This is a genomic window from Nostoc sp. JL31, from assembly GCF_017114965.1.
Taxonomy (GTDB): Bacteria; Cyanobacteriota; Cyanobacteriia; order Cyanobacteriales; family Nostocaceae; genus Nostoc; species Nostoc punctiforme_A.
Map to the genome: position 1 here is coordinate 1 of NZ_JABXKO010000094.1, position 26379 is coordinate 26379.

General features: G+C 41.0%; 21 protein-coding genes and 1 pseudogene. 8 read left to right on the forward strand and 14 right to left on the reverse strand.

The features are described 5' to 3' along the window. Positions 1-39 precede the first annotated feature (39 nt). Together HWQ43_RS21690 and purD are read right to left on the reverse strand one after the other, a co-directional pair. The gene (locus HWQ43_RS21690) at positions 40-315 is read right to left on the reverse strand and encodes an element excision factor XisH family protein (RefSeq protein ID WP_292737934.1); all 276 of its coding nucleotides are present in this window, start codon (positions 313-315) and stop codon (positions 40-42) included. A 45-nt stretch (positions 316-360) separates the two neighbouring features. Further along, positions 361-1659: a phosphoribosylamine--glycine ligase gene (gene purD / locus HWQ43_RS21695; RefSeq protein WP_292737936.1), complete on the reverse strand. Its 1299-nt coding sequence runs from the start codon at positions 1657-1659 to the stop codon at positions 361-363. Between the two features lie 723 nt (positions 1660-2382). Between purD and HWQ43_RS21700 the strand changes: the two genes are divergently transcribed. Beyond that, positions 2383-3342 carry an NAD-dependent epimerase/dehydratase family protein gene (locus tag HWQ43_RS21700; RefSeq protein WP_292737938.1) on the forward strand — a complete coding sequence of 320 codons (960 nt, stop codon included), beginning with the start codon at positions 2383-2385 and terminating at the stop codon, positions 3340-3342. Between the two features lie 62 nt (positions 3343-3404). Here HWQ43_RS21700 and HWQ43_RS21705 read toward each other — a convergent pair whose 3' ends face one another. The 3 genes from HWQ43_RS21705 to HWQ43_RS21715 form a co-directional block, all read right to left on the reverse strand. Further along, positions 3405-3743: a hypothetical protein gene (locus HWQ43_RS21705; RefSeq protein ID WP_292737940.1), complete on the reverse strand. Its 339-nt coding sequence runs from the start codon at positions 3741-3743 to the stop codon at positions 3405-3407. A 1099-nt stretch (positions 3744-4842) separates the two neighbouring features. After that, entirely contained in the window at positions 4843-8841 is a 3999-nt protein-coding gene (locus HWQ43_RS21710; protein WP_292737942.1) for a DUF2157 domain-containing protein, read from the reverse strand. Positions 8842-9031: 190 nt separating this feature from the next. Continuing rightward, positions 9032-10624, reverse strand: coding sequence for a glycosyltransferase family 39 protein (locus HWQ43_RS21715; RefSeq protein WP_292737944.1), 1593 nt, complete (start codon positions 10622-10624; stop codon positions 9032-9034). A 714-nt stretch (positions 10625-11338) separates the two neighbouring features. Here HWQ43_RS21715 and HWQ43_RS21720 point away from each other — a divergent pair. Beyond that, positions 11339-12307: a TauD/TfdA family dioxygenase gene (locus HWQ43_RS21720; protein ID WP_292737946.1), complete on the forward strand. Its 969-nt coding sequence runs from the start codon at positions 11339-11341 to the stop codon at positions 12305-12307. A 191-nt stretch (positions 12308-12498) separates the two neighbouring features. On the opposite strand, the gene HWQ43_RS21725 is transcribed toward HWQ43_RS21720, so the two are convergent. Beyond that, a complete protein-coding gene (locus tag HWQ43_RS21725) occupies positions 12499-12942 on the reverse strand; it encodes a molybdopterin-binding protein (RefSeq protein ID WP_292737948.1) in 444 nt (147 codons plus the stop codon). Between the two features lie 94 nt (positions 12943-13036). Between HWQ43_RS21725 and modA the strand changes: the two genes are divergently transcribed. Further along, positions 13037-13831 (forward strand): molybdate ABC transporter substrate-binding protein, encoded by a 795-nt coding sequence (modA, locus tag HWQ43_RS21730; RefSeq protein ID WP_292737950.1) that lies wholly within the window; start codon positions 13037-13039, stop codon positions 13829-13831. A gap of 38 nt (positions 13832-13869) precedes the next feature. Here modA and HWQ43_RS21735 read toward each other — a convergent pair whose 3' ends face one another. From HWQ43_RS21735 to HWQ43_RS21750, 4 genes are all read right to left on the reverse strand, one after another. Further along, complete coding sequence (locus tag HWQ43_RS21735; RefSeq protein ID WP_292737952.1) at positions 13870-14427, reverse strand: peroxiredoxin; 558 nt, start codon at positions 14425-14427, stop codon at positions 13870-13872. Between the two features lie 57 nt (positions 14428-14484). Then, positions 14485-14727 carry a regulatory protein SipA gene (gene sipA / locus HWQ43_RS21740; protein WP_292737954.1) on the reverse strand — a complete coding sequence of 81 codons (243 nt, stop codon included), beginning with the start codon at positions 14725-14727 and terminating at the stop codon, positions 14485-14487. Between the two features lie 184 nt (positions 14728-14911). Then, positions 14912-15433: a Coq4 family protein gene (locus HWQ43_RS21745; protein WP_292737956.1), complete on the reverse strand. Its 522-nt coding sequence runs from the start codon at positions 15431-15433 to the stop codon at positions 14912-14914. 70 nt (positions 15434-15503) lie between these two features. Then, positions 15504-16022, reverse strand: coding sequence for a P pilus assembly/Cpx signaling pathway, periplasmic inhibitor/zinc-resistance associated protein (locus HWQ43_RS21750; protein ID WP_292737971.1), 519 nt, complete (start codon positions 16020-16022; stop codon positions 15504-15506). A 374-nt stretch (positions 16023-16396) separates the two neighbouring features. Between HWQ43_RS21750 and HWQ43_RS21755 the strand changes: the two genes are divergently transcribed. Further along, entirely contained in the window at positions 16397-17662 is a 1266-nt protein-coding gene (locus HWQ43_RS21755; RefSeq protein ID WP_292737958.1) for a sensor histidine kinase, read from the forward strand. Next, positions 17662-18324 carry a response regulator transcription factor gene (locus tag HWQ43_RS21760; RefSeq protein WP_292737960.1) on the forward strand — a complete coding sequence of 221 codons (663 nt, stop codon included), beginning with the start codon at positions 17662-17664 and terminating at the stop codon, positions 18322-18324. The genes HWQ43_RS21755 and HWQ43_RS21760 overlap by 1 nt, the downstream gene beginning before the upstream one ends. 107 nt (positions 18325-18431) lie before the next feature. On the opposite strand, the gene HWQ43_RS21765 is transcribed toward HWQ43_RS21760, so the two are convergent. Then, complete coding sequence (locus HWQ43_RS21765; protein ID WP_292737972.1) at positions 18432-18857, reverse strand: nucleoside deaminase; 426 nt, start codon at positions 18855-18857, stop codon at positions 18432-18434. Positions 18858-18945: 88 nt separating this feature from the next. Here HWQ43_RS21765 and HWQ43_RS21770 point away from each other — a divergent pair, with 88 nt between their 5' ends. Beyond that, positions 18946-19737 carry an ion transporter gene (locus HWQ43_RS21770; RefSeq protein WP_292737962.1) on the forward strand — a complete coding sequence of 264 codons (792 nt, stop codon included), beginning with the start codon at positions 18946-18948 and terminating at the stop codon, positions 19735-19737. 419 nt (positions 19738-20156) lie between these two features. Here the strand turns inward: HWQ43_RS21770 and HWQ43_RS21775 are convergent, their stop codons facing one another. Then, the gene (locus tag HWQ43_RS21775; RefSeq protein WP_292737963.1) at positions 20157-20660 is read right to left on the reverse strand and encodes a hypothetical protein; all 504 of its coding nucleotides are present in this window, start codon (positions 20658-20660) and stop codon (positions 20157-20159) included. Between the two features lie 800 nt (positions 20661-21460). Here HWQ43_RS21775 and HWQ43_RS21780 point away from each other — a divergent pair. Both HWQ43_RS21780 and HWQ43_RS21785 read left to right on the forward strand, forming a co-directional pair. Continuing rightward, positions 21461-22126 carry a phosphoribosyltransferase gene (locus HWQ43_RS21780; protein WP_292737965.1) on the forward strand — a complete coding sequence of 222 codons (666 nt, stop codon included), beginning with the start codon at positions 21461-21463 and terminating at the stop codon, positions 22124-22126. 197 nt (positions 22127-22323) lie between these two features. Then, on the forward strand, positions 22324-23061 hold the full coding sequence (locus HWQ43_RS21785; protein WP_292737967.1) for an SDR family oxidoreductase: 738 nt from the start codon (positions 22324-22326) through the stop codon (positions 23059-23061). 403 nt (positions 23062-23464) lie between these two features. On the opposite strand, the gene HWQ43_RS21790 is transcribed toward HWQ43_RS21785, so the two are convergent. Beyond that, positions 23465-25681 (reverse strand): FUSC family protein, encoded by a 2217-nt coding sequence (locus HWQ43_RS21790; RefSeq protein WP_292737969.1) that lies wholly within the window; start codon positions 25679-25681, stop codon positions 23465-23467. Positions 25682-26179: 498 nt separating this feature from the next. Further along, a pseudogene (locus HWQ43_RS21795) lies at positions 26180-26379 on the reverse strand (hypothetical protein); the annotation flags it as partial.

Genomic DNA, 26379 nt, shown 5'->3' on the forward strand with positions numbered 1-26379 from the left:
GGATTAGTTATTTCCGGACTGATTACCGTGATTCACTAATCAACGAATCGCACTTCCTCTATAAAGATAACGGTAGATGTCATACTGACCGAGAGCTTCTTTCAAATCTTGTATCTTTGATGCACCAACAAAGCTTTTCACTTCAACAACAAGTTTTTGCCCATCTCGTTCAGCCCCAATTGGTCGTTCAGCACCGAGATCAGCGTATAAGGTTGTTCTTCGATACTGAATTACGTAGGGGTCGTCTGTAATCGCCCAGCCGTCCTTGATGAGTGCGTTTTTTACTGCGTTATGGATAATGTCTAACTTGGGCATAGCTTAAGTATAGCGCCAGCCTTCAAGCCGACACAGGCTGGATGCTTATGGGGTTTCCCTCTGCTTCACGCTGACTACTCTATGACCGATATCTCTCCGGTAATACATCCCCTGAAACTGAATATATTTGATACTGGCGTAGGCTTGGGCGATCGCTTGCTCAAAATTTTCTCCAATTCCTGTCACATTTAATACTCGACCCCCATCTGTGACTATTTCTTGTTGCTGGTTCAATTTTGTTCCTGCATGAAATACAGTTGCTCCTGTTGCCTCTGCTTCTTCAATGCCAGTAATCACCTGGCCCTTCTCATATTCTCCTGGATAACCACCGGAAGCGGCAACGACAGTGGCAGATGCTCCTCCTTTCCAAGCAATGGGCGGCAATTCACTTAAACGCTGCTGTACACAGGCTAGAATCAACTCTTCTAGGGGTGTTTCTAACAGTGGCAAAATCACCTGGGTTTCGGGATCGCCAAAGCGACAGTTAAATTCCAAAACTTTCAAGTCGCCATCGGGTGCAATCATTAACCCAGCATACAGTACACCTCGGTAATCAATGCCTTTAGCTCTTAAGGTAGCGATCGCTCTTTCTAAGACTTCTGTTTGAATGCGTGCCATCAACTCTGGTGTAGCGATGGGTGCTGGGCTGTATGCTCCCATCCCGCCAGTATTTTCGCCTGTATCGCCCTCACCAATTCGTTTATGATCTTGGGCTGGCAACAAGGGTCTAATTGTTAACCCATCAGTCAATGCTAAAACTGACACCTCTTGCCCAAGCAAACATTCTTCAATGACGACAAATTCACCAGCACTGCCAAATTGTCCTTGAAAAATTGCATCAATGGCACTTTCTGCCTGTGTAACTGTTTCAGCTACCGTTACACCCTTACCAGCCGCCAAGCCATCAGCTTTAACAACAATGGGCGCTCCCTGAGATTTGACGTAAAATTTTGCTGCCGCAGCTTCCGTAAATACCGCAGCCCGTGCCGTCGGAATCCCTGCTTCTTGCATCAAGGCTTTTGCCCAAGCTTTACTCGCCTCAATTTGCGCTCCAGCCCTGACTGGGCCAAATACCATCAATCCTTTGTCTTGGAGGTAATCTGTGATTCCCTTAGATAGGGGAACTTCTGGCCCAACTATTACCAGAGTTATGCCATGTTCTAGAGCATATCGGCTCATCCCCTCAAAATCATCTACTGCTAAGGGCAAGTTTTGGCAACGTTCCATAGTTGCTGTGCCCCCATTCCCTGGTACACAGACAACTTGCTCAATTTGCTTAGATTGCAACAGTTTCCACGCCAGAGCGTGTTCGCGCCCCCCATTACCGACAACTAAAACTTTCACTGATTTCCTCGTGCGTCCCTTGCAAAATGAGAATACCTGATTCGACTCTCGCGGATCAATTTTTTCATCAATTCTCACACTTGTGCAAGTTTCTGATGATTTAGTATACCTCTTGTAAAAGTCCCCTAAGATTTCACTCCCAGCCCCTCACCGCCTGCCTACGGTGTACATAAGTCAAATTACCCCCCTTAATCCCCCCGATGCATTCATTGGGGGGAAACAAGAAATCTAGTTCCCTCCCCTTTATAAGGCTACGGTGTACACACATCTCTGTACAAAACCAAAATGTTGTAGATCCCCCTAAATCCCCCGATAAATTGGGGGACTTTGAGAGCTTTTTGCCCCCCTTTTTAAGGGGGGTTGGGGGGATCAAAAGCCTGTGGCGCAACTCTACAAGACTTGTGTGTACACCGTAGCCTTTATAAGGGGAGGGTTAGGGTGGGGTAAAACCTTGGTTAATCAGCTATTTTAGTTATTGAATTCCAACTGCATTTATTTTAAAAATTAAATTTCACTAATTAGTAAAGTTTTAATTTTTATTATTAGTAATTACTAAATCAATTTAATAACATACTTTCAGCACAAATGTATTAATTAAATTATTCTTTTTACTGATACGACTCAAATTATCTATGAAAAAAATCATCAATCAATAACCAATTTTTGATTATAATTATTAACTTGTGAATATCGCGGTTAATCAGGATATAAAAAATCGGCAACATGGCTAAAATTATCGTTACTGGAGTCGCAGGCTTTATTGGTTCTCAGCTTGCAGAAACATTGCTAGAACAAGGAGAAGAAGTAATCGGGATTGATGAATTCAATGATTATTACGATCCGATGTTAAAGCGTAACAATGTTGCACACTTACATCGCTCACCTGGCTTTACATTAATTGAAGGAGATATGCAGTTTTTAGATTGGCAGAAACTCCTAAAAGATGTTGATGTAGTTTACCATCAAGCGGCACAAGCAGGGGTCAGAGCAAGTTGGGGTAAAACTTTTCGAGGCTATACAGAACGAAATGTTAATGCTACACAAGTTTTGCTGGAAGCAGCTAAAGATGCTAAACACCTGAAAAGATTAGTGTTTGCCTCTTCATCTAGTGTATATGGTGATGCAGAAACATTACCTACCCACGAGAGGATTTGTCCTCAACCGGTTTCTCCTTACGGCATTACGAAGCTAGCAGCAGAGTTTTTATGTGAACTGTATTACAAGAACTTTGGTGTGCCCTGTGTGACATTGCGCTATTTTACAGTTTATGGCCCCAAACAGCGCCCAGATATGGCATTTAATAAGTTTTTTCAATCCATTTTGCACGATGAGGCGATTCCTATTTACGGCGATGGCCAGCAAACGCGGGAGTTTACGTTTGTTAGTGATATCGTCGCCGCTAATTTAGCCGCCGCCACCGCATCTCAAGCAGTGGGAGAAATCTTTAATATTGGTGGTGGTAGCAGGGTGGTTTTAGCAGAAGTCTTAAATACGATTGAAGAAATTGTTGGGAAGCCAATCAAAAGAAATCACATAGAAAAAGCGATGGGAGACGCGCGCCACACGGCTGCTGATGTATCTAAAGCGCAGAAAATTCTCGGATATCAGCCGCAAGTCTCCCTAAAAGAGGGTTTGACGCAGGAATGGGAGTGGGTGAAATCTTTGTATTCCCTATCTTCCTAATTTTCCTCATTTTCTTTATCTGTTTAACCGTCTTGCCTTTAGCTGGTAGTCAAAACAACACCTTAGCGCACAGCACGCTTGCGCTCACTTTTACGAGTACCCCCAGCCATCTGATATTGATGGCTATTTTTACCAAACTTATAAGCAACACCAAGCAGAATTTTTTCAGAATAGTCTGCCAAATCACGTTCATTTTCGGTGATTTGGGTTAATAAAACATCAATAGTAGAGAGAGTAGTATTGTAGGCTTCTAAAGATTGACGGAGACTTTCAATTTTATCAGTATAATCTTTAACTGTTAAACTATCTCCTACATCTAGAGTCGGACTGATAGATTTAATACTTGCCAAGCGCATCTCAGCTTTGCTAAGAATACGTGAATCGCGTTTTGGTCTTGCCATTAATACTCCTTGATCTGAAAAGATAACCTAAAATTTTAGTAATTCCATAGTGGACAATTTTTTAAAAGGTTGTCCTGAGTAAAATTATTTATTTTTTTTTAAAGACTAAAATTTGAGTATTTTCACTAATTTTATCCCCCTTGCTGCTTCTCTCAATTTTGGGAGAAGAGGAGCCAATTTCAAAGTCCCTCTCCCAATTAGCTACGGTCGAATTACCCCCCTTAATCCCCCCTTAGAAAGGGGGGAGATCGGAAATCTAGTTCCCTCCCCAATACATACGGGGAGGGTTAGGGAGGGGTAATTCAATAACTGGTAGTGATGTGTGTACACCGTAGCCCAATTTTGGGAGAGGGATTTAGGGTGAGGGTTTTTGATTTATGCAATAAGTCTAGTCAACCCGCTCTTACTTTTTTCTCACTCAAGACTCAGTAAAGTTAAGGCAGAAGTTGCTACAGCAAAAGCAGAAGTTCTTACAGGGAAGACGGAAGTTCCTACAGGCTGCGTGAAACACCGAAACGTCAAGGCAGAAGTTCTTACAGGCTGCGCAAAACACTGAAATGTCAAGCCGGAAGTTCTTGCAGGGAAGACGGAAGTTGTTACAGGCTGCGCGAAACACCGAAATGTCAAGCCGGAAGTTCTTACAGGGAAGGCGGAAGCTGCTACAGACTGCGCGAAACACCGAAACGTCAACCCTGGAGCAATATTTTTTGATGTATTAGGGGCTTCCAACAAATAAATTATCCAATCTTGCAGGGATTGGTAATCTGGCTCAATTTTAAGCACGAGTGTTAATTTTCTCTGCAACTATTGGGCAATTTCAGAATGTTAAATTAGTATTTGCTTGGACGCAGGCTACTCAGACAACGCTTTTGTTAGGACAAGCTAACTTTTGTCATGGAATTTGATGTTTGTTTTTATCGCTTTCAAAAAATATTTGAAGTGACTTACAGGTAAGCTGTTCCACATTTAAATTGCATAACTACGGCGGACAAGATGCCCACCCCACAAGAGTTATATAAATTTTAGATATGCAAACTAGATGTGGTTTACCTTATCTTGAATTTAGGCGATCGCCTAATTAGTTCAACCTTTAGCTTACCTATTCCCATGATTGAAATTCATCAATGGCGCTACGAATTAAGGAAGTTATTTGAGCGCGACGGGTTTCAAAGTTGGCGGCGATATAAATTAGTAAGATGCCAACTAACAAGCCAACAACCCATTTTAAAAAAGAGTACTGCAAGCTGAAAATTACCGATTGATAGATTGTAGTAATTAAAAAAGTGGCTGTACCAATGTAGAGAAAAGCCCGTACTCGCAAAGCTAATCCGGCAAAAATGGCGATGAGACTGAAAATCCCCGGTATCCAAGCTGTATTTTGGTTAAATAAAATTGCCCACCCACAGATTAAACCACTCCCTAGCACTCTCAGAAAATGACGAGATGTTTTGTACTCTGGTAGCTTCAGTTGGGTATCCACTTGAGCAATATAAAGCAGTGATAACCCAATTGGTGTTACATACCACAAAGTATCAGTCAGGTGTAAGGAATCAAACCCGCGATAAACTGCCCAATCAATCAACGCCACACTAATATAGGTGAAACGGATGTTTTCACCTACTTTTGCTAAAAAGATGTAAAATCCAGCTGCGAGTAGCAAGGTAATGGGGTAAGTTTGCAGTCTGGTTTCCCATAAAATTATTAGTGGTGTGATGTATGCAGCTTGTTGCCAAGGTCTTTTAGACCAACCCCAATTTTCCCAAGGTAGAATGTACAAAAAGTAGGCTACCACACAAGCGATCGCACCATTCCAAGGAACTAATGGCCCAGCCCAAAATCGCCCTACTGCTGTCTCCCGCCAATAAATCCTCATGCCGGCTACCTCTAATAAGCCAAGGTAAACCCACATCTCGGCGATTGTAATTCCTCCCAAGATGCTGGGGGAAGTGCGGAAATTTCGTCCCTGAAAGATGGCATAGCGAATCAAAAATACTCCAGTTCCCAATCCCACCAAACGGTTAACTGCAATGGGTGTAATAATAGCAGCCATTAATAAACAGCTACTCCAAACCCAGTGAATATGGGCAATTCTTTTCAATTCTTGGGGAGTTAGGTGTAAGTAGCTGACTAGCCTTGGCGACAGAATGCGGTAAGCATACATGATACTCGCGCCAAGGGTAGACATAGCAATTAATCCATCACCTAATGCTCCTCCTGAAGCTTGTGACATTTGATAGAACAAAAGTTCATAAGCAGAAATTGATACGCCAACAATTCCTAAGTAAAGCAAGGGTTTAAACTTTTCGCGCCGCCGCCCCACGCCAATAATAATTAAAGCTACACCCAAGGAATACAAACCTGTCCACTCGGTGAAGGTATTCAAACGCAGCAATACACTAAATGCACCATAAATTAATGGCAAAATGTGCAGGCTGCTAGGAAACCTTTCTAATTGATGTCGTTGTTGCCACCACTCGCCGACAAGTTGAGTAATTAAACCCAAGGCGATGTTTGCAATTGCAATTCTCACAAGTGAGCGTTCCCCCAAGCCTAGCACCTGGGTAATCAACAATTCCAAACACCAACCAATCCCATAAAATGCCCAATTTGTCGGTTCTCGCCAACTGCGATAAACAATGGCTGCCAGGGTTATTGCAGTGGCAATTAAGAACAAAAATCCTGAAGTCGTAAACCCTTGGTAAATCAGCACTGAATGCAGCGTCAAACTTAATAATTCAACACTACATAAGGCGATCGCCCATTTATCACTGGCGGCTGCATAGATAACAGCTAATTCGTTACCGCGTCGGCTTAAAATAGTCCGCGCTAACCATAGACTTAGAGTTGCGATCGCTCCTACAACAAACCAATCGGCTACCGCTAGGCGAGGCAAACCAGGCACACCTGCCCACAGCAGCGCCCCAATGAAACTTAAAACAAATCCTTCTGTAATTACCGCAGATACTTGGTTTCGCAAATAGCGCGTATTTGCAAACATCAATCCAGCACCTACAGCCAAACCAATTAATCTGATTCCTGGTAGCTGTAAAGTTAGTAGCTGGGCAATTATCACAGCCAAGACACTCAAGTAACGGCTAGTAGTCCGCCGCTCTATAATTGTGGCATTGGCAACACCTGTGAGAGCTAGAGGCGTAACTAGCCATAAAACTCCCCAATCAGATCGGTTATCAGCGATGCCATACCAAGATGATTCTGCATTCATCCACAAGAGGAAAAAACTCGCTGCGGCTAATCCTAAACCGATATCCCATGCACTACGTTGCCATAGTCCTTCCTGCAAACTAAATCGCCATTCTGCAACCATGAGAGCCAATAAAATACTTGCCCAGCATTGTTGAGTCAGGCTTGGGAATAACCAATTAATGGTAAAGCAAAACGTCAGCACCCCCATAATGTGAGTTAGGTATACCAGGGCAAGAGATGACGGGGAGCGGCGTTGAGTAACAAATGCGAGAGTGGCGGTAGAAAATAGCAGATTTAGCGATCGCAATGCGGGATTTACGAGAGCGATCGTTGTTAAAAAAGCTCCAAATAACAGAGCGAGCAGTTCGCCAAATTTAGCTAATTCTCGCTTTTGGCTGCGATAAAAACTATCTGTAAGCGCCACCATCAAAATTACGTAGGGAAATAAAGCGATACCCAGTAATGCCCAAGGTTCATTTTGAGAATTGGTGAGTTGAGTACTAGTTGCGATCGCTAATTTCTGTAAGCTATCAGGTACTAATCGCCAACCTAGCAAAATCGTCTCTAAGCCGATGACGAAAACCCCTGCAAAGTCTCGCTTTAAACTGTACTGCCACAAGCGATTCCCCACAAACCACAAACCCAAACCACTGACAGCTATTGCTTGCCAAGGATAATTTACTACCGATACCACCCAACCCAAAAAGAGTAAAACGCCCCCAAGTCTTTCCCAGAGTAAGAGGGATGAAGGGGATGAGGAGGATATTAATGTTACTTCCTCTACTCCCCCCGCCCCCTGCCCCCTGTTCCCCCTATCCCCAGAGGGGGCCCCGAGTCCCCCTGCCCTCCTCCTTCCCTGCTGCGCTAACCAAGTTATCAACCAGCCGCAAATGCCAATAGCTAACCCCAACAGTGCGACATCTACCTTGGTAACAAAAATTGCCCGCACTAACAATACTATTAAAGAATAAATAATTACAGCAGCAGGTAAACTAATACTTAAGCTACGGCGTAGGCGTAGCCCGTCGTAGACATCGCCCCCATCTTCCTCGCTGACAGTACGAGGCTGTTGGAAAAGATTGTGATAAACGGTAATGATAGTTGTAGCGATCGTTGCCAGATAAACAGCAATTAAAGGAAATCCTCTTAACTGCCAACCCCAATGCAGATAACTCAACCCTAAAATATTTACTAGAGGTAATTTGCCAGTATGTAAATTGGTAAAAATAGTCCGATTTTTGGAGAGTAAAACAGTTATAGCAGTTAGGGTAGGACAGGCGATCGCAACTACAATCCAATCCACAGGATTTTGCCACAATTTAAAGCTATCCATTGCCCAAAAATTCACTGGCACCAACAAAAGAGTGGCAATCAGCAATGTCTGAGCCGTCAATCTGAGGTTATTTTGCCTAGTCGCCCAAAAGCTTAATCCCCAAAAACTCAAAGTATAAGCAAATAAAACCCCGTATTGTCCAGAAGCAGGAAACCTTGCCCATTGACTAGCAGCCAGTACCCCAGAAGATACGACTACCAGGAAAACCCCTAGAAAAAGTAGCCAACGGACACTTAGTTCTGCTCCCAAGGACTGCAACATTGTGCCGATGAAGTTGGGTTTAGCTGGTTTTTGTTGTGCTTGTTTACCGCTACTAGATTGTAAAGCTGCTATGGGCAACTGCTGCACGGGGTCGGAAGTTGCAAATACTACCTTTGTTTGAGCTTCAGCTTGGGGTTGCAACACCACCGCACACACCAGAAACTCTCGACATAACTGCCTGACTTGGGCATCAGATATTAGACCTAAACGCAGCCATATATCCAGCCCTTCTAATAACTGAGGATGGGAAGATGGTAGTCTGATTTCAACTTTTAGCGGGCGCTCAAGGGGCGATGACATAAGCGGCAGCAGTACAAGTACTTAAATTATTTGTTTAATTAAAGTATATTTTTGCTTTAACTGTGCCACTTATCAGGCTAATTGATATTAATTTTTAACCCAATACAGTTCAGATAAGTCCCAAACCCTGATCTAGAGACGCGATTTATCGCGTCTTTGCGATACCCCTAGATATGCCCGTCTACTTGGGTTAATTAGATTTTGTTATTTTCCAGAGAAAGTCGTCTACCTGCTGTAACTTTGAGTTATAAACTTTTTCAACTCCAGCTTTTAATAAATCAGACGGCTCGAACAAGAACAAAAATATGTCGCTAAAGCCATTAGTAATATTTGGTAACTGATTTTTTCCTACAATTTGAAATTTCACTTTTGGATCGATTAAGTTAGTAAGTACTTGTAGCGGTGGAATAATATTATCCTCATCACTAATTAAAAGTGGTTTCTTCCCTTGATTAATAATATTAGCAATTTTCGGATATTCTTGGTATTTATCAGGAAATTGGTTCCACCAAATCTGCACTTGAGAGTGAACCATACAAGATAAAACTTCGCTTGTAATCACCATAAACGCTACAAGCGACCAAAACTTTTTTTGCCAAGTTTTAGTAGAAATAGACGCAATCTTAGTGGTAAATAGGTAAGCAACAGCTAACTGTATACCTAAAACTGAAGGAAGTGTATATCGACTAGTAGCAAATCGCTTTTGAAATACGAAATCTGTTATCAGTAAAGGAAGCCCTACAGATCCAATCAAGGTTAAGACAAATAACCAAACTTTTTTAGAAGTTCTTCGACACACAAAATAAATTGAGTAGCTGATTAAAGCTAAAATAATTAAAATAAAAGGAATTAAAACGAACTTAAGTTTTCCCGGTTCGTTAGGACTAATACCTAAATCAAGAAACGCACGACTAAAGATACCAGCCCACCTTACAACTGACATAAATAATGTTTGTTTAGTACTCGCCCAAGTGACTGCTTCTGGCTGAGGATTGGTAATAATAATCCAAATCCAAGGTACAAAGGTTAGAAACCCCGCAAGCAATGATAGCAGGTAGTAAATCAATGTTTTACTCAATCGGAAGCGTTCGATTGCAACTACATAAATTCCCTGTGCAAAAGCAACCAAGGTAAAAAATAGATGAGTATAAAACCCTATTGATAATGTTGCTACATAAATGCACCAACTAACTTTTGTTTTAAGGCGCATGGCTCGCAGCAGTGCTACGCTCGATATTAAGATGGCTACTATTCCTAAACTATACGATCGCGCTTCTTGTGCATACACGATATGAATAGGTGAAATGGCTACCAACCCGATGGCTATCCACCCTACTAGTGAAGACTCAAATAATTCTTGACATAGCCAATAAAAACAAGGAAAGGTAAGTAGACTAATAAATGCTGAAAAACTTCTGACCGCTGCTATAGAATTGCCAAAGCACTCTACCCAAAGCCGGGTAATCAAGATGTATAGTGGCAAAATCTGCGAGTCTTCTAAAATAATCCCTTTAATTGTATCAATTGCATTTTTCTCAGGATTAGGATGCTGGTATTTATGTAAATCTTCTATGTCAATCAAACGACCATCACTTAATTGCGTTTTCATTTCTGACTGCGTATAGCCAGATATGCGTAATGATGACAAAACTTCATCACCCCAATAAATTTTTTTGTCAATATTGACGAAACGGAAAAATACACCTATTCCTAATAGGATGATAATTAAAAAACGTAACCAATATTGAGAATTAGTCCATTTCTGTGATAATTTCTTTTTCATGTAGTTTACAATCTCTTCAAATCCTTAATTAACCTTGGTAAAAAGGCAACTCATAATTTGTTATTAGCAATAGGCTAATAACAAAATCAAATTAGGATTTTGGAATAAAAAAGTGAACTAAAATTAGGATTTATTTATATAAATTTATAAACTATAAAATAAATACAAAGTATTATTTTATTTTTAACCAATATTAATTTATTTTGCAGTTTTGGGCAAAACTATACTGATAGTAAGTATAATTGTTTCCTTGTTAATCCTACAATATAAATTAATCAATCAATAAAACACTGGTGTTCCAAATAAAAAGATTTTATAAAGTTTATATAAAAGTATTATAAATACACCTGTTAGCGAAGAATACAGAAGCGCTATTGTGGAATCGTTGTAAGTTCTAAAAAAGGCACTTGCAACAAAAATTTAGTACATACTCTATACGCATTTCATTACATAGCTTGCTTGCCACTTTCGGGTAAGAAGCTTTTTAATCTGTGTTGCGAATTTTAACTTGCCCTTACCTGGACTAAATCGACCGTTGTTCCAACAGTCTAAAATACGGCATCTACATACTACGGTAAATTGATAGATTTATAGTATGATGTTTTAAACTGCGATCGCTTCCTTTGGTATGTAGCCATTAAGCGCAAGCAACATATCTAAAGTAAACGGACGAGTGCGAACACCGCCCTATCGATCAAACTATGGAGAATTGACATGAGCAACAAACACATTGAGGTCAAACAAGTAGCGGGTTTCATCGGTGCCGAAATCAGCGGCGTAGACCTGTCACGTCCTTTGCACGATGATGCAGTCAAAGAAATTCGTCAAGCACTATTGAAGTGGAAAGTCGTGTTCTTTCGCGGCCAAAACATCGATCATGCGGCACAGATTGCATTCACAGGTCGTTTTGGTGAAGTTACCTACGCACATCCCCACGAAGATGAGCCGATTGATGGCTTTTCAGAAATCCTGCCCATTGACCGCAGTCGTTATGAGCGGCGCAATGGTCTGCGCCGTTCCAGCTATGAAAGTCGTTGGCATACCGATGTCACAGCAGTTGTCAACCCACCTGCGGCGTCAATTTTGCGTGCGGTTAATGTCCCTAGCTTCGGTGGTGACACACAGTGGACAAATTTAGTTGCAGCCTATGAGGGTCTATCAGCACCCTTGCGGGCGTTGGCAGACACATTAAAAGCCGAACATCGCTTCAATGCGCGTTTGAATTTCCCCAGCAATAGCAAGATTGCCCAGCGCATCGCAGCCAATCCCCTGGTTTCAATCCACCCAGTAGTAAGGGTTCATCCTGAGACTGGTGAACGCGCATTGTACGTCAACCCTGGCTTCACCTCGCACATTCTTGACGTATCACGACAAGAGAGCGACCTGCTGCTTGAGTTGTTCTTCAACCAGATTACCAAGCCCGCCTACACCACCCGCTTCCGCTGGAATAACGGTGACATTGCGTTCTGGGACAACCGCGCCACCTCCCATTTGGCCCCTCAAGACTTGGATCATCTGGAAGTCGAGCGCGTCCTCTATCGCACCACCATCACGGGCGATGTTCCAGTTGGACCCGATGGTTTCCGATCGCAAGTGGTTGAAGGTGAGGCGTTCAATAGCGAACTACCAACCGTATTGAAGAACAAAGCTGAGAAGTTGGAAGCAGTACCAGCGCTTTCATAAGCTATAGAGTGGTAAACAAGGGCTGTGGAATCTGTTCGCAGCCCTTATTTCCCTACTGAAGTATTTAGCGAAATATAAATTTATTTGTGTAGCATTAAGAAATTTTTACCGCAATTTAGAATCATTCGTAAGAAAATCTCGATCGTTTCTCTTGAATGAATAAAGCAATGCTTCAGAGACATCACCACAGCCTATTCTCTGGCAATAACTATATCGTTGGACTTAATAACGGCATAAGCCTCTTTCCCCTCAGACAAATCCAACTCTTCTACCGATACTCTGATGATAATTGAAGTTAACTCAACTTTGTGAACAATCTCTAACGTGACTTCACTATTAACAGCTCCAGTAACAACTCGCTTAACAACACCCTTGAGAATATTGCGAGAGCTAACTTTGAGTGGTTTCTTTTGAAGACTAATTTCTATCTCAGGCATTTGAGTGTAGATATCTTCCTCTTCTGTGTTTATGGATGGTAGCAAGTTTGATGGTGAAGAGTGTTGATTAAGACCACGTACCAATTCCCGGAGAATCTCGGTCTTAGTTCGCTGAGACTGGCCACAAAACTCTTCCAAAATCTTTCGTTCCTCTTCTGAGGTTTGGAATGTGACCCACCCTTGTTCTTTTCTAGGCATAATTTTACCGATATAGTTGGTTATATGTTGGTATTTTTGGTACTATTTTACCTAGCATCAATTTTATGGAAGAAACCCTTCAAACGCCTTTTCTATGAAAAGAAGACAAATTTTTGGCTTCCTGGGTATAGCGATCGCTGGCTTGCTGCTAGCAATTGGTTTACCGTTGGTTCCTCCTTCTCCTGTAATAGCACAGTCGAACACCAGCATACTCGTGTCCGCAGCCGCCAGCTTAAAAGAGGCACTGGAAGAAATTAAGCCTTTGTACCAACAAAGTAAATCAAATATCAATATTAGTTATAACTTTGGGGCCTCTGGTGCCTTGCAGCAACAGATTGAGCAAGGTGCGCCAGCAGATATCTTTATTTCTGCTGGCAAAAAGCAAGTGGATGCCTTGGAACAAAAAGGATTATTGCTACCAGGTAGCCGTACTAACCTAGCAAATAACCGTCTAGTCTTAATTGTGGCTCAGGATGTTGTTGGCATCAATAGCTTCTACAATTTAACAGATAGTAAGATTAAAAAAATTGCGATCGGTGAACCCAGAAGCGTACCCGCCGGTCAATATGGCGAGCAAGTCTTGAAGAAATTGAAACTTTACGATCGCCTCAAGTCGAAATTAGTCTTTGCTAACAATGTGCGTCAAGTTTTAGCAGCAGTAGAAAGTGGTAATGCCGAAGCGGGTTTAGTTTATGCCACTGATGCCAAAATTTCCAACAAAGTAAAAGTCGCAGTTACTGCTGATGATAAATTTCACTCACCGATTGTCTATCCGGTAGCAATAATTAAAAGCAGTAAAAATCCTTCCGCTGCCAAAGAATTTGTCCAGTTTCTATCTGGCAGTGAAGCCAAAACTGTACTCAAAAAATATGGGTTTATTGTGAGTTAAAATAAGGGGCATAAGCCCCTTGTTGTATTTATTGAAGTTTAAGAAGCTGTGGACTGTAATTTTTCTAGTCGTGCCAGCACTTCTGAACTGTGAATAGTTGGGTTGACTTTGACAAAAGTTTCGCGCAAGACGCCTTGAGGATCGATGATAAAACTGTGGCGCATAGATAAAAAGCCAAGCCACGAACCGTAAGCTTTGCTCACTGAACCATCAGTGTCAGCCAATAGGGGGAATTTTAGTCCCTCTGAATCACAAAATTTGGCGTGGGAGTCAATATCATCAGCACTAACGCCAATAATCTGAGTGTTTTTTTCCAGGTATTGGGGTAAGTCTTGCTGAAAACGACGAGCTTCTATAGTACAACCAGAGGTGAAGTCTTTAGGATAAAAGTACAGGACTAGCCATTTACCACGCAAGTCAGAGAGGGAAATTTTACCATCACCTGTGTTGGTTGGCAGAGTAAACTCTGGTGCAGGTTGATTAATTGCCGGAAGTTTACCACCAAGAGCATTAGCAGCAGGGGTAAAATTCAGCCAGCTGATGACAGAAATACAGCTGGCAAATAATATGCTTAAAAAAGTACGGCGGGAAATCATGGTGTAAACCAGAATCACAACTTTACACAAGTTTACAATTCTTGGTTGCGAGAAATCTTATTCTAAGTGAGATTCGGCAGGGGTATCTGTGCTTTCGATATATTGACTATCTAGGAGAAAAGCCCCCCTAGCAAAGCGAATACCCCAATATCCACCAGGTCTGCGGTCAATGACTATACCTTCTTCACCAATGTGAATGACATTGGGAGGGCGCAACATGGGCATAGGTTCAGCAGTTTTGACGTAGGCTGGTAGCGCCACAACACGGACTTTACTACCAATTGCGAATTCTTTCGACATGTTAATCAAGCTAGGAGTTTTGATTAACTCATAACTCAAAACGATCTTGAAAGTCTACTAAATTGAATCAGAACTCAGAACTCAGCACGGGCTAAACGCCCCGCTACCGCTAACAGCACTCAAAATAGGGAAAGGGAAAGGGGATGAAGTTTTTCCCCTTTCCGCATCTTCTGCAAGAAGTCTGTTAATTTTTGACTATGGAAAACAATGCCTGGACATCAGTCAAGGGTAAGTGCCAAAGTAATTCTGGTTGCCAAGTATCTGGGTCAAAGTGAGAGTGACAACCGCGTTGGTATGCTTGCCAAAGTCTGTCCCAGGTGAATTGTTGTCGAGAATTTAAGTTTTTATGGATGACTCGCAACAGTCCTAGTCCCAGCATCAAGTTAGTTATGCTAAATTTTGTTCCTAATAACAATGCCTGTACTTCTGCTTCACCAATGAAGTCTGTGCCATAGCCTGTGAGAACATGAACCCCGTCATGGAGTTGTTTACGGCGGCTACCTGTAGTAAAGGGTTTTAAATTCTGTTCATTGAGGAAGTCTGCCCAAGTTCTGCCAAAAGTGCCAGTAGGAAGGAAACGCAATTTCTCTATTTCCACAATTTGGGGAACATCTCGCCCCTGCGCTTGTGCGATGCGATCGAGTACATCTAAAACTTGTTGCAGACGAGGAGCGGGATTTGGTGAAGCCGCAAAGGGTTGCATCATAATCTATCTATTTTGGGATTGAGATGGGCGAGTATTGCCCACCCCAAAATTATTATTTTTTGAAAGATGATTATTGAGGATTGCCTTGTTGACGGCGTGATGGAGCATTTTGACGAAATTGCTCCAATTTTTGACGCTGTTCCGGGGTTAAGACTGCTTGAATCTGTTGTTTCTCAGATTCGCGGATTTGTCGCATTTGGGTTTTTTGGGTTTCAGTCAGATTTAAGTCACCAAAACCACCCTTTCCTCGACGTTGGCCGGGTTGCCGTTGACCTTGACCTGTTTGCCCCTGAGCCTTACGCGCTTGCCACTCAGCCCGACGTGCTTGTTTTGCTGCCTCTAATTTTGCTTTTTGTTCTGGGGTCAAAACTGCTTCAAATTTGGTGCGGCTATCGCGGCGAATTGTCTGAATTTGGGCTTTTTGGGCATCTGTTAGACCCAACTCTTTCCAAGGGCCTCTTTCTTTTTGTTGAGTTTGTGCAAGTAACAGGGGTGAAGAAGAGGCTGTTTGAGCGTGAACAGCAAAGGAGGTTGCAGTTAAAGTGAGAGCGATCGCGGAAGCGACTAGCGATAATGCTTTGAGTTTCATTACTTGTCTGGTGGGTTTTTCCTGGTTGGATGCCACCATCATAAGAACTTATCTTCAGCAGTTACATGAGGAGAAAGTCATGGTTATACCCATGACTAAAGTCATGATTGACAATAGATAGTTAAAAGTTAGAAGTTAGAAGTTAGAAGTTAGGAGTTAAAAGTTAGAGTTATAAATCATGAAAATTTTGATTATGATGATTTTATAAGTCATTATTTAGCTTATTAAGTAACGATTCTGTTGTTTGAATTTACTTTTGATTTCTCACTCAGCGAAAATTCTAAGTGGCGGAAGCCACTGCTCAAATCTTCGGAATTATTAACTTCTAATTCCTAGTTCCTAACTCATAACTTATAACGGGAGCAACGCGGCTAATGAGTTGTTCAATTCAAATTAAGAAACATCCTTTTCCGTCTCTGCTTTATCTGGAGTGGACATTACTGGCGATCACCGCATTGACAGCCGTTATACCACCCCCGTTACGGCGTTTTCGTCCCAAGCTTCCAGAACTATCAATTTGTGGTGCATTTCCAGACTTGTCAGTTTGTAGCATATTGCCAGAACTGTCAATTTATAGTCTGATTATTTTTGCACTAATGGGCTTAAGATTACCCAGGAATAGCCAGACAACTAAGGTAATATATACAGCTATTGAAATTTTATTGATTTTAATAATTGGACTTTTTGGGGAGAGATTTGCTCGGCTTTTCCCCTTTCTCTATATAATTTTAGTGACTCGCAGTTGTCTGATTTTTCAGTTAAAAGGGCGTTTATTCGTTACAGCTTTGTCATTTGCTTTATTTTTAGTTACCACACAACTAAAATATCAGTTATTCAATTTTCAAGCATCGCCACAGGCACAAGAGCGATATCGATTTTTGATTTTGAATTCGTCACTAGTATTTGGCTTAAGTTTGGTGTTTGTGTTGCTGATGATGAATGCAGTTTTGTCTGAACGGCAAAGTCGAGAAAAGCTAGCTCTTGCTAACGAAAAACTCCGTCAATATGCCATGCAAATTGAAAATCAAGCTACCTTAGAAGAACGTAACCGCATTGCTCGTGAAATTCATGATTCATTAGGACACTCTCTGACTGCTTTAAACCTACAATTAGAAACTGCTTTAAAACTATGGCAATCTAACCCAGGTAAGGCCGAAACATTTCTCGCAACTGCAAAGGAATTAGGTTCAAAGGCGCTAAAAGATGTTCGTCAATCTGTTTCTACTATGCGTTCTAATCCCTTACAAGAACAATCTTTAGAAGATGCGATCGCTAGTCTTTCAGAAAATTTTCATCGGTTTAATGGGATATTACCAATTTATCAAATCAACCTGGACTATTCTCTACCACCTGAAATAAATACTGCTATTTACCGGATTACTCAAGAATCTTTAACTAATATATCTAAATATGCCTATGCAACAGAGGTTAAATTGGAACTCACTACGACTAAAGGCAATTTACAATTGATAATTCAGGATAATGGTAAAGGTTTTGACGTAGGGCAAAATACTACTGGTTTTGGACTTCATAGTATGCGCGATCGCACTTTAGCACTTGGAGGTAAGTTTAATATTAATAGCGCTCTTGGCTCTGGTTGCAAAATTACAGTTAATATTCCATTAACAAGGTTAACATAATGATTAAAGTCTTGCTGGTAGATGACCAAAGTTTAATTCGTCAAGGATTAAGAGCGTTATTGGAACTAGAACCAGATTTAGAAATAGTTGGAGAAGCAGAAAATGGCGAACAGGCGATTAATTGTGTTGCCCAGTTTCAGCCAGATGTAATATTGCTAGATATCAGAATGCCAATTATGGATGGAGTTGCAGCCACGAAGCAAATTCAAAAACGTTTTGCCAAAACTAAGATTTTAGTACTAACGACTTTTGATGACGATGAATATGTGTCAGCAGCTTTAAAGAATGGGGCTATGGGTTATTTATTGAAAGATACACCATCAGAAGAATTAGCTGTTGCTATTCGTGCCGTTCATAAAGGATATACGCAATTAGGCCCAGGTATAGTTAAAAAGCTGTTGACTCAATTTTCTCATGTTGCACCAATCCAGTCACCGCCTGTACCATCTACTTTAGCGGAACTTACTCCTAGAGAAAAAGAGGTTTTGCGATTAATTGCTACAGGCGCTAGTAACCGAGAAATTGCTCAGGAACTCTACATTTCTGAGGGGACAGTAAAAAATCATGTTACGAATATTTTAAACAGGTTAAATTTGCGCGATCGCACTCAAGCTGCAATTTGGGCAAATACATATTTATCCTATTTGAATGAGCCAAGTTAAGTAATTCGTAATTCGTAATTTTAAGCTTTATAGCAATTCTATTTTATTGGTGAAAATTGCAATCCGTATATTCCCGATTTTAAATAAATCAGGAATCTAAATTCAGCTTATTTAAATAACTCCAAGCATTCATTGTTTAAAACGCCTTTTGTCACTTTTATTTTCCTAAATGACTTATCGATTATTTCTTCACAAGAGATACTAATTTGTGATTGATTTACTGAAATTAAATCTTGAATTGAAGCACCATATACAATTTCTGATAAACCACTCCAAACACAAGCAGTTGCACACATTGGACAAGGTTCGCCAGTTGTATATATGCTATAACCTTCTAAAGAGAGGCTTTTGAGTTTAGCTGTTAAACTACGAATAGCATTGATTTCTGCATGGGCTGATGGATCGTTGTCTCTCCTTACAGTATTATGAGCTACGGCAACGACTTCATTATCTTTAACAATCACTGCACCGTAAGGCGCATTCCCTTTTTTTGCTTCTGCCAATGCTAAACGCATAAAAGATTCTGGATTCATATAAGCTGAGGTTAACATAAGGATAATGGTTAATAATATCGTATTTCTAATGTTATAACTGGGAATTAAGATGTATTAATGGTCGAATATGTTACTGAGCAGACAAGAAACAGAATTTTACTTAGAAGACCTAGAAACACCAATAGGTAAAGCGATTAATTTAACACTTGCCTCTTTGGTGCTAATATCATCAGGAATTTTTGTGGCAGAAACATATAATATTCCTGACTATATGCGGTTTCAATTAAATGTAGCTGATACTGCGATCGTCATGATCTTCGCTGTGGAATATTTACTCCGCCTGTGGAGCGCGGAAAACAAAATTAAGTATATTTTTAGCTTTTATTCGATTATTGACTTAATGGCGATTCTACCATTTTTTCTAGGTATGGTGGATATTAGCTTTATCCGCCTATTACGATGGTTTCGGATTTTACGATTAATTAGATTTATCGATAGAAAGTTTTTATTCGCTAGTATCAGCAGTGAAGATGGGATGATTTTTGCGCGAATATTATTTACATTATTTGCAATTGTTTTTATTTACTCTGGCTTAATTTATCAAGTTGAGCATCCGGTTAATCCTGAAAATTACGGTACATTTTTGGATGCATTCTACTTCTCTGTTGTCACAATGACAACTGTTGGATTTGGTGATGTTATTCCAATTTCGGAATTAGGACGCTTGCTAACAGTATTGATGATTTTTACCGGAATTGCACTGATTCCTTGGCAAGTGGGGGATTTAATTAAGCGAGTGGTGAAAACTGCTAATCAGGTAGAAATAGTTTGTTCAGGTTGTGGTTTAGCTTTCCATGATGTAAATGCTGGGTTTTGTCAGAGGTGCGGGACTAAGTTACCTAGTCGCAGGATTGATTAGACATCTGGTTAAATTAAATATGTATGCGTTATCCACAATCTTTGTAGAGATGTAGCATTGCTACGTCTCTACATTCTTTTTCATTCCTATAGGATATCTCTTTTGAAGAAAACCCAGGTTCAATAACAATTTTAGTTAGTGCTGTTGAAGTAGAATAAATTATACGATTCAAACAAATATGGCGATCGCAGCTTAATTCTCACACCTTTTTTAAGGTTGATGTGTACTAAGGCGATAACAAACTCGACAGCCATACTATCTTCTAATTTTGAAAATAGCTTCCAAGAGTTTTTAGCTCACTTTGCTAAGGGAGTGGTTAAATAAAAGTAATTTTAGAAAATAATGTCACAGAACCTGAGCTTCGGTTTTGCTCGGCTCAACTAGCATATATAAAATTTTAAAAGTAATTTCAGACAATATTAGGCGCTGATGGGTTGTTGTTCAGATTCAATTAACTGATTATTAGGTACATCAAATCTAATAGTAGTAGCTGCCCAGTCTTTGAAATCGGGTGCTAGCCAAACTAGCTTACGCAGAATTTCATCATTGACCCACAATACCAAGGGAAACTGAAACTGTTTCCGAAACTCATCTCGCATGATATTGGTACTAATAATCAGTTGGTTAATTGCCGCTACAGATTCTAAGCCCCTTATCATCAAAGCTTCGGGTTGAGTAGTACCAATTTCACTTATAATAGCTGTGTATAATTTGTCAGCCGTAGGTGAGAGCAATATTTCGTGGATATCTGCTGATGAAAATTCTGTTAATAAATTCAGCACTTGCTGCTGCCTTTGAACAGAGTTACAACACGCCAATAAGAGTGAAAACTCTCCACCAGAAACCATCATCGCCCTTGCCAGCCTCTTAGTGGCTGCTGTGCTGCTAACTGTGCCGTTTTCTGAATTAGTTAAGCCGATCATTAAAAACACCCTTCTTTTGCTTTTCAAACATACTCAGTAATTCTACCCTATTAATTTTTATTCAAAAGTGTTAATTGGGTAACTTTGATGACTTTTCTCTGTAATATTAAGCATTATATAATGAACAAGCAAATTGGTGCATTATCTCATATTCACAATTTAGGGATGATGTAAAGATAATATCAATCCAATGTCAGTAATACGGGACAAGCGAAGAATTAACAATTGAATTATCACTGGATTTTCATAGATTTTTGCATCTGCTAGCACGTAAGTATTTTTTTCTTAAAATACAGTAAAAAATATACTCCGTAAAAGTCTAGCAGTAAATGTTAGGAAGTGGCAAAACTTATAGTAGTTTTCAAATGCACCCCTATTTAAACATTAGGTTTTCCATATCACCCTTCTTTTGTGGTCGCACTATAACTTTGCTTCACGCTAACACCAGTTACCTAGAGCAGTAAACCCCCTACAGCTATAGTTCACCGCGTCATCGGTCTGGTCTTCTCAACAAGCCATTTGGGGACGGATATTGAGTGTGGAGTAGTAAAATAGTCTCAGCGCAAGATGCAGAAATATTGTTGTATTAAAGCTAACTCATTCGTTTGATAGACCTGTAGATTGAAGATGTCGCTCCGTTAGTGGAGGACAGAGAATATTTAGCTTTCTAAGATCGGTTCAGAACATCTGAACTATAACAACAAGTTTGGAATTTGCTCCATTGTTTGAGGTTCATAGTCAATAACAAACTTATGTAAATATTTATTTAATTTTTTTGGAAACTAATTAGGAATATCACCATGCTATTTAAAGATCGGAGGTTTGCAGGTCAAGTTTTGGCTAAGGAGTTAACTGCTTATGCTAACGATCCAGATGTTTTGGTATTAGGGCTACCAAGGGGTGGTATACCCGTTGCCTTTGAAGTTGCCAAAACGTTAAATGCTCCCTTAGATGTTTTAGTGGTACGTAAATTGGGTGTGCCCGATCAAGAAGAACTAGCGATGGGAGCGATCGCTTCTGGTGGTGTGCGGATAGTCAATAAATATATTATCAGCCTGGAAAAGATACCTGATGAAGTAATTGCCAGAGTGGCGGCGCAAGAAGAACGGGAGTTAGAGCGGCGGGAACGGCTTTATCGGGGAAATCGCCCCTTAAGAAATTTACAAGGACGTACAGTCATCTTAGTAGATGATGGTTTAGCCACGGGTGCAACCATGTGGGCTGCTGTTGTAACTGTGCGAAAACAGCAACCTGCTCAGATTGTGATTGCTGTACCTGTGGCTGCACCTGAAACTTGCCAAGAGTTAGAAACTGAGGTAGACGAAATCGTTTGCATCTCTACACCCAGCCCTTTCCAGAGCGTTGGTCTTTGGTACGAAAGCTTTCCTCAAACGACGGATGAAGAAGTCCGTGACTTACTCGCAAAAGCGGCAAAGAACGGTGAAGTAATACCTCTTGGTATGTAGATAAAGATTAAGTTTATGAGATGGTCTTAACTCACCAACTGAAGTTTTAACGGGACAGAACTCAAACGGCGTGATGTTGCTCAGACAAAAACGTTGATCCTGTTACAAACTAGTTGATATGGTTAAGTAATGCTGAGTTCATCTGAAACAGCACCCTATGTTTCACGATCCATACTCAATAATCCGCAGAAATCAATATGTCTGAGATTCAAAACAAAGTGGTAATCATCACTGGAGCTAGCAGTGGGTTAGGTGAGGCAACTGCGAAGCGACTAGCTGCTAGTGGAGCCAAACTAATGCTGGCTGCCAGACGCGAAGATCGTCTCAAAGAATTGGTTGCAGCGATCGCTAAATCAGGAGGGACTGCAACCTATCAAGTAACCGATGTAGCAGATCGCGCCCAGGTGGAAGCCTTAGCGAAAAAAACTTTGAGTACTTATGGCAAAATTGACGTGCTAATCAATAATGCCGGGTTGATGCCGCTTTCTCCCCTCGACCAAGTAAAGGTGGAGGAGTGGGATCGGATGATCGATATCAACATCAAAGGCGTTCTCTATGGGATTGCTGCCGTCTTACCGATTATGCGTCAGCAAAAGTCTGGTCACGTCATTAACCTATCGTCCGTGGCTGGACATAAGGTGTTTGCGGGATCAGCTGTCTACTGTGCCACCAAGTACGCAGTGCGGGCGATTTCTGAAGGGCTGCGGCTAGAGTCAAATGGTGAAATCCGTTCGACTAATATCTCACCAGGAGCCGTTGCCACCGAACTGACCACCACGATTACCGATAAAGACACAGCAGCAGGAATTAACCAACTTTATGAGATCGCCATTGATGCAGATGCCATTGCCCGTGCGATCGCATACGCCATTGAGCAACCTGATGATGTTGATGTGAATGAAATCATCATCCGTCCGACACGTCAAGAACTTTAAATTTAGGCTTACAACTTAAAAAAACTAAGTCAGCTAATCTAAAAAGAAACTCTAAATTTAAAGGATTTGATTTCAGAAAGCGATCGCCAAACCTAGCGCGTCTGTGCGGTAACAATTTCTAACGGCGGCAATAATCTTGGGATCTATATACTCTGTTTGCCAGCAGCATTCAAATAAGGCAAGCAAGGGGAGCAGGGGGAGAAGAGAAGCAGGGGAAGAGATAATTGCTTAATAATAACTCTCTTTCCTCCCCTGCCTCCCCTGCACCCCTGCCTCCTCTACTTATCCGAACCGTATTGACCGTTATGCTGGCAAGATTTTCCCCTTCCTGCTGATGTGGCTAGGTTTTAGAATTTTGATGGACAGCGAATCCTATCGTCTTTTTCTACCGAACACTTGAAATTTAATTAGCTAATGTTAGCCGTACCATCGCTGAGTGCATAGCGGTCAAACGCCGAACGATCTGCTCGATCTCCAAATCTAATATGCTGTAATCAATGACTGCCTGACGAATCGGTGTATGTCCTTGATTGACGGCTAGTTCTTCTATCCTGGCTGTACGCAGTGCTTGCAGGTATGGCTGGATTTTTAGCAGTGTTTCTTCCAAGTCAGGTAAGGGCGGTGGGGGAATTTCCTGCTGTACTGAATCAGCTAACTGCTCTAAGAGTAGCGAAATTTGGCAGACAAAGGTTTCTAATTCCGGGAGTGGTACTGTTCCTCGGAAATGTTCGAGATGTACTGCCAAAACTGTTACGGCGTTATTAAAACGTCCCATATACAGCAGCAGCGTCATTACTGGTTCTACTAATTCTTGGTGCATTTTCGGTTCGCGCAGCAATCCTTGGAAAGAGGCTTGGGCATTGCCAATTGCCAGTCCAGTTTGTCGCCGTTGACTGATAATACTAGAGTCAGGCTCTTTTGTCCCCTGGTAAACAGCCATCACATCCCGAAAGTATTTGTGACATTCTCGTAGCGCTGTGGCGAGTTGACTAGGTAAACGATCGCGTTCCCAGTTGGGCCATAAAAAGTAATGACTCGCAAAAGCCAGTCCCGCCCCAATTAATGTATTCAACACCCGAAAGCCAGCAAGTTGCCAACTAATAGGATGACCAATATCGATAATCAGTAAGACAAATATTGAGAAGAAAATCACTGAATACCCATAGTTGAAACCAATCAGGGAAACGCCAAAAAATACTGTCAGCAGAATAATGATGTCTAATACAGGCTTACTCGTGATGGTTGCAAGTAAGATAGCAGCTAAGACAGCTCCTAAGATTGTCCCGCCAACTCGCTGGAAAAACCGTTTGAAAGTTGCACCCAAGTTTGGTTTCAGGACTAATATAATTGTCAGTGTTACCCAATAGCCCATTGGTAAATTTGTAACACTGTATAATATCACGCCTACAGTTAGACTCACACCAATGCGGAGAGCATGGCGAAAGATTGCTGAGTCTAAGGTAAGGTTTTCTTTGAGTAAACTTAAGAGTGATCGCTGTTCTTCTTCAAATAAAAGAAGTCTATCTATATCTCGTTGACTCATTTTGCTGCGATCTGCCAGAGATTTAGCTGTCTGAGCCGTGTATTGCAATTGCTCGATCAGCTTTTTGAGCGTCAGCACCAGGTTAGTGAAAGCAACGAGGGTTGTGTAGTCGGTTTCACTCCCAGCAATTGCTTTTCTTTGCAGACTTTCTTGTTCTTTCAGTGCTTCAGAGATGCGCTTGAGATTTCCCAAGTCGATGCTAGCAGGCTTGCGAGATATGACTTTCGCTATGGCTTGAAGAATGACTGATATTTGTTCGAGTGCATCGTCTACTAATTGCTGGACTGTATAATATTGCTGTTGTTGGAAGTGAGTTTCTAGTAATTCTGTTAAGGCAACAACTAAACCAAGCAAGCGATCGCCATCCTGAATTAGCAGCAAAAATGGCTCATTTATCCAACTCCGAGACGACTGTCCAATCCGTAATGTACCTAAAACAGTGCGTGCTGTTTCTAATGCTTTTCTAATTTCGAGAATATTTTCAGTTGTTGCTACTTTACCTACAAATGCCTGAATGTAGTTGGCGATCGCACTGAAACAGTCAGCCAAAGCTAGCCGTATTGGATCGTAAGGTCTAAAAGGCCACATTACTAAGGAGAGTAGCATCGCCCATCCACCTGCGGTTAGGCATAGCAGCGATCGCACGAGTGCAACTTCCAAGTTTCCTGGCTGTGCGATCGTGGTAATAAATGATATCCCTACCACCAGACCAACATTGGCACCAGCATTACCGTACAGTGACGCAAAACCGGAAGCAATTCCCCAGAGAAGTGTCAGCACTACAGCTAGTACCGGAACTTGAGCGACTAGAGTACCCACAAATACTGAAACAGTTATTCCCAAAGTAGCCTGTGCCATCGCCTTAGCTTTGATTTGGTAAGGGCCACCAACATTCGCTAAGTTGACAAAGTGAGCCATTAAACCAACCAATAGTCCGCTTTCTCTTTGGTTAATGAGTTGCCCAATTAGCATGGGAACTCCCAACGCGAAAGCAGCTCGTAAGCCGTTGGATATTGCTGGTTTTCCTGGCTCTGATTGGATCAGAAATTTGAGGAAATTACTTTGATTTAACTGCATTGTTTTTGTTAACAAAACAAAATTTTTCTCGAAATTATCTTAATTTTTTGATATATTAAAACTTATTCTAATTGATAATGGGCAATTAAGAGCTTTTACAAAAAGTGAATCTTCAGATACATATTTTGTCACTTTATAAGTCATTTTTAATTATTTGTTAACAGATATGAGTTTTATCGTGAATAACGGCATGATTGCTGTGATTATCTGATAAAAAGCATTATTATGCTGCAAATATCTGTAATTAAAAATTGACTATTATCAAGATATATAAATAACTTTAATTGCTGATTGTAAAAATGTAAATAAATATTTACAATAAAATAAAAAAAGTAAAATAATGTCAACGAATTTGATAGAAAAAAATATTAAATCTGTCCAAAAGTAGAGATAATTTTTAAAAGACGAAAACAATAAAAACCATTTACTTGGATAAGGTTTGATGTCGAAAAACTGTTCTAACTTCAGGGGAGAATTCAGCAAGTAAAGGCTCCGGTGTTATAAACCTGAAGAGTAAATAAAAGGGACTGGGCATGGAAAAGAGGCATCGGGGCGGGGTGCAGCGGGCAAATGGGAAAACTCTTCTCCCTTGCTCCTTGCCCCCTGCTCCCTTGCTTTTTCCCCAGTTCCCGATACATAGAGAAAGTGCGATTCGTTGATTAGTGAATCACGGTAATCAGTCCGGAAATAACTAATCC

Excerpts from the sequence above, each read along its gene's own strand:
- HWQ43_RS21690 (WP_292737934.1), bottom strand. The coding sequence starts at position 315 with ATGCCCAAGTTAGACATTATCCATAACGCAGTAAAAAACGCACTCATC.
- HWQ43_RS21700 (WP_292737938.1), top strand. The coding sequence starts at position 2,383 with ATGGCTAAAATTATCGTTACTGGAGTCGCAGGCTTTATTGGTTCTCAG.
- HWQ43_RS21705 (WP_292737940.1), bottom strand. The coding sequence starts at position 3,743 with ATGGCAAGACCAAAACGCGATTCACGTATTCTTAGCAAAGCTGAGATG.
- HWQ43_RS21710 (WP_292737942.1), bottom strand. The coding sequence starts at position 8,841 with ATGTCATCGCCCCTTGAGCGCCCGCTAAAAGTTGAAATCAGACTACCA.
- HWQ43_RS21715 (WP_292737944.1), bottom strand. The coding sequence starts at position 10,624 with ATGAAAAAGAAATTATCACAGAAATGGACTAATTCTCAATATTGGTTA.
- HWQ43_RS21720 (WP_292737946.1), top strand. The coding sequence starts at position 11,339 with ATGAGCAACAAACACATTGAGGTCAAACAAGTAGCGGGTTTCATCGGT.
- HWQ43_RS21725 (WP_292737948.1), bottom strand. The coding sequence starts at position 12,942 with ATGCCTAGAAAAGAACAAGGGTGGGTCACATTCCAAACCTCAGAAGAG.
- modA (WP_292737950.1), top strand. The coding sequence starts at position 13,037 with ATGAAAAGAAGACAAATTTTTGGCTTCCTGGGTATAGCGATCGCTGGC.
- HWQ43_RS21735 (WP_292737952.1), bottom strand. The coding sequence starts at position 14,427 with ATGATTTCCCGCCGTACTTTTTTAAGCATATTATTTGCCAGCTGTATT.
- sipA (WP_292737954.1), bottom strand. The coding sequence starts at position 14,727 with ATGTCGAAAGAATTCGCAATTGGTAGTAAAGTCCGTGTTGTGGCGCTA.
- HWQ43_RS21745 (WP_292737956.1), bottom strand. The coding sequence starts at position 15,433 with ATGATGCAACCCTTTGCGGCTTCACCAAATCCCGCTCCTCGTCTGCAA.
- HWQ43_RS21750 (WP_292737971.1), bottom strand. The coding sequence starts at position 16,022 with ATGAAACTCAAAGCATTATCGCTAGTCGCTTCCGCGATCGCTCTCACT.
- HWQ43_RS21755 (WP_292737958.1), top strand. The coding sequence starts at position 16,397 with ATGAGTTGTTCAATTCAAATTAAGAAACATCCTTTTCCGTCTCTGCTT.
- HWQ43_RS21760 (WP_292737960.1), top strand. The coding sequence starts at position 17,662 with ATGATTAAAGTCTTGCTGGTAGATGACCAAAGTTTAATTCGTCAAGGA.
- HWQ43_RS21765 (WP_292737972.1), bottom strand. The coding sequence starts at position 18,857 with ATGAATCCAGAATCTTTTATGCGTTTAGCATTGGCAGAAGCAAAAAAA.
- HWQ43_RS21770 (WP_292737962.1), top strand. The coding sequence starts at position 18,946 with ATGTTACTGAGCAGACAAGAAACAGAATTTTACTTAGAAGACCTAGAA.
- HWQ43_RS21775 (WP_292737963.1), bottom strand. The coding sequence starts at position 20,660 with ATGATCGGCTTAACTAATTCAGAAAACGGCACAGTTAGCAGCACAGCA.
- HWQ43_RS21780 (WP_292737965.1), top strand. The coding sequence starts at position 21,461 with ATGCTATTTAAAGATCGGAGGTTTGCAGGTCAAGTTTTGGCTAAGGAG.
- HWQ43_RS21785 (WP_292737967.1), top strand. The coding sequence starts at position 22,324 with ATGTCTGAGATTCAAAACAAAGTGGTAATCATCACTGGAGCTAGCAGT.
- HWQ43_RS21790 (WP_292737969.1), bottom strand. The coding sequence starts at position 25,681 with ATGCAGTTAAATCAAAGTAATTTCCTCAAATTTCTGATCCAATCAGAG.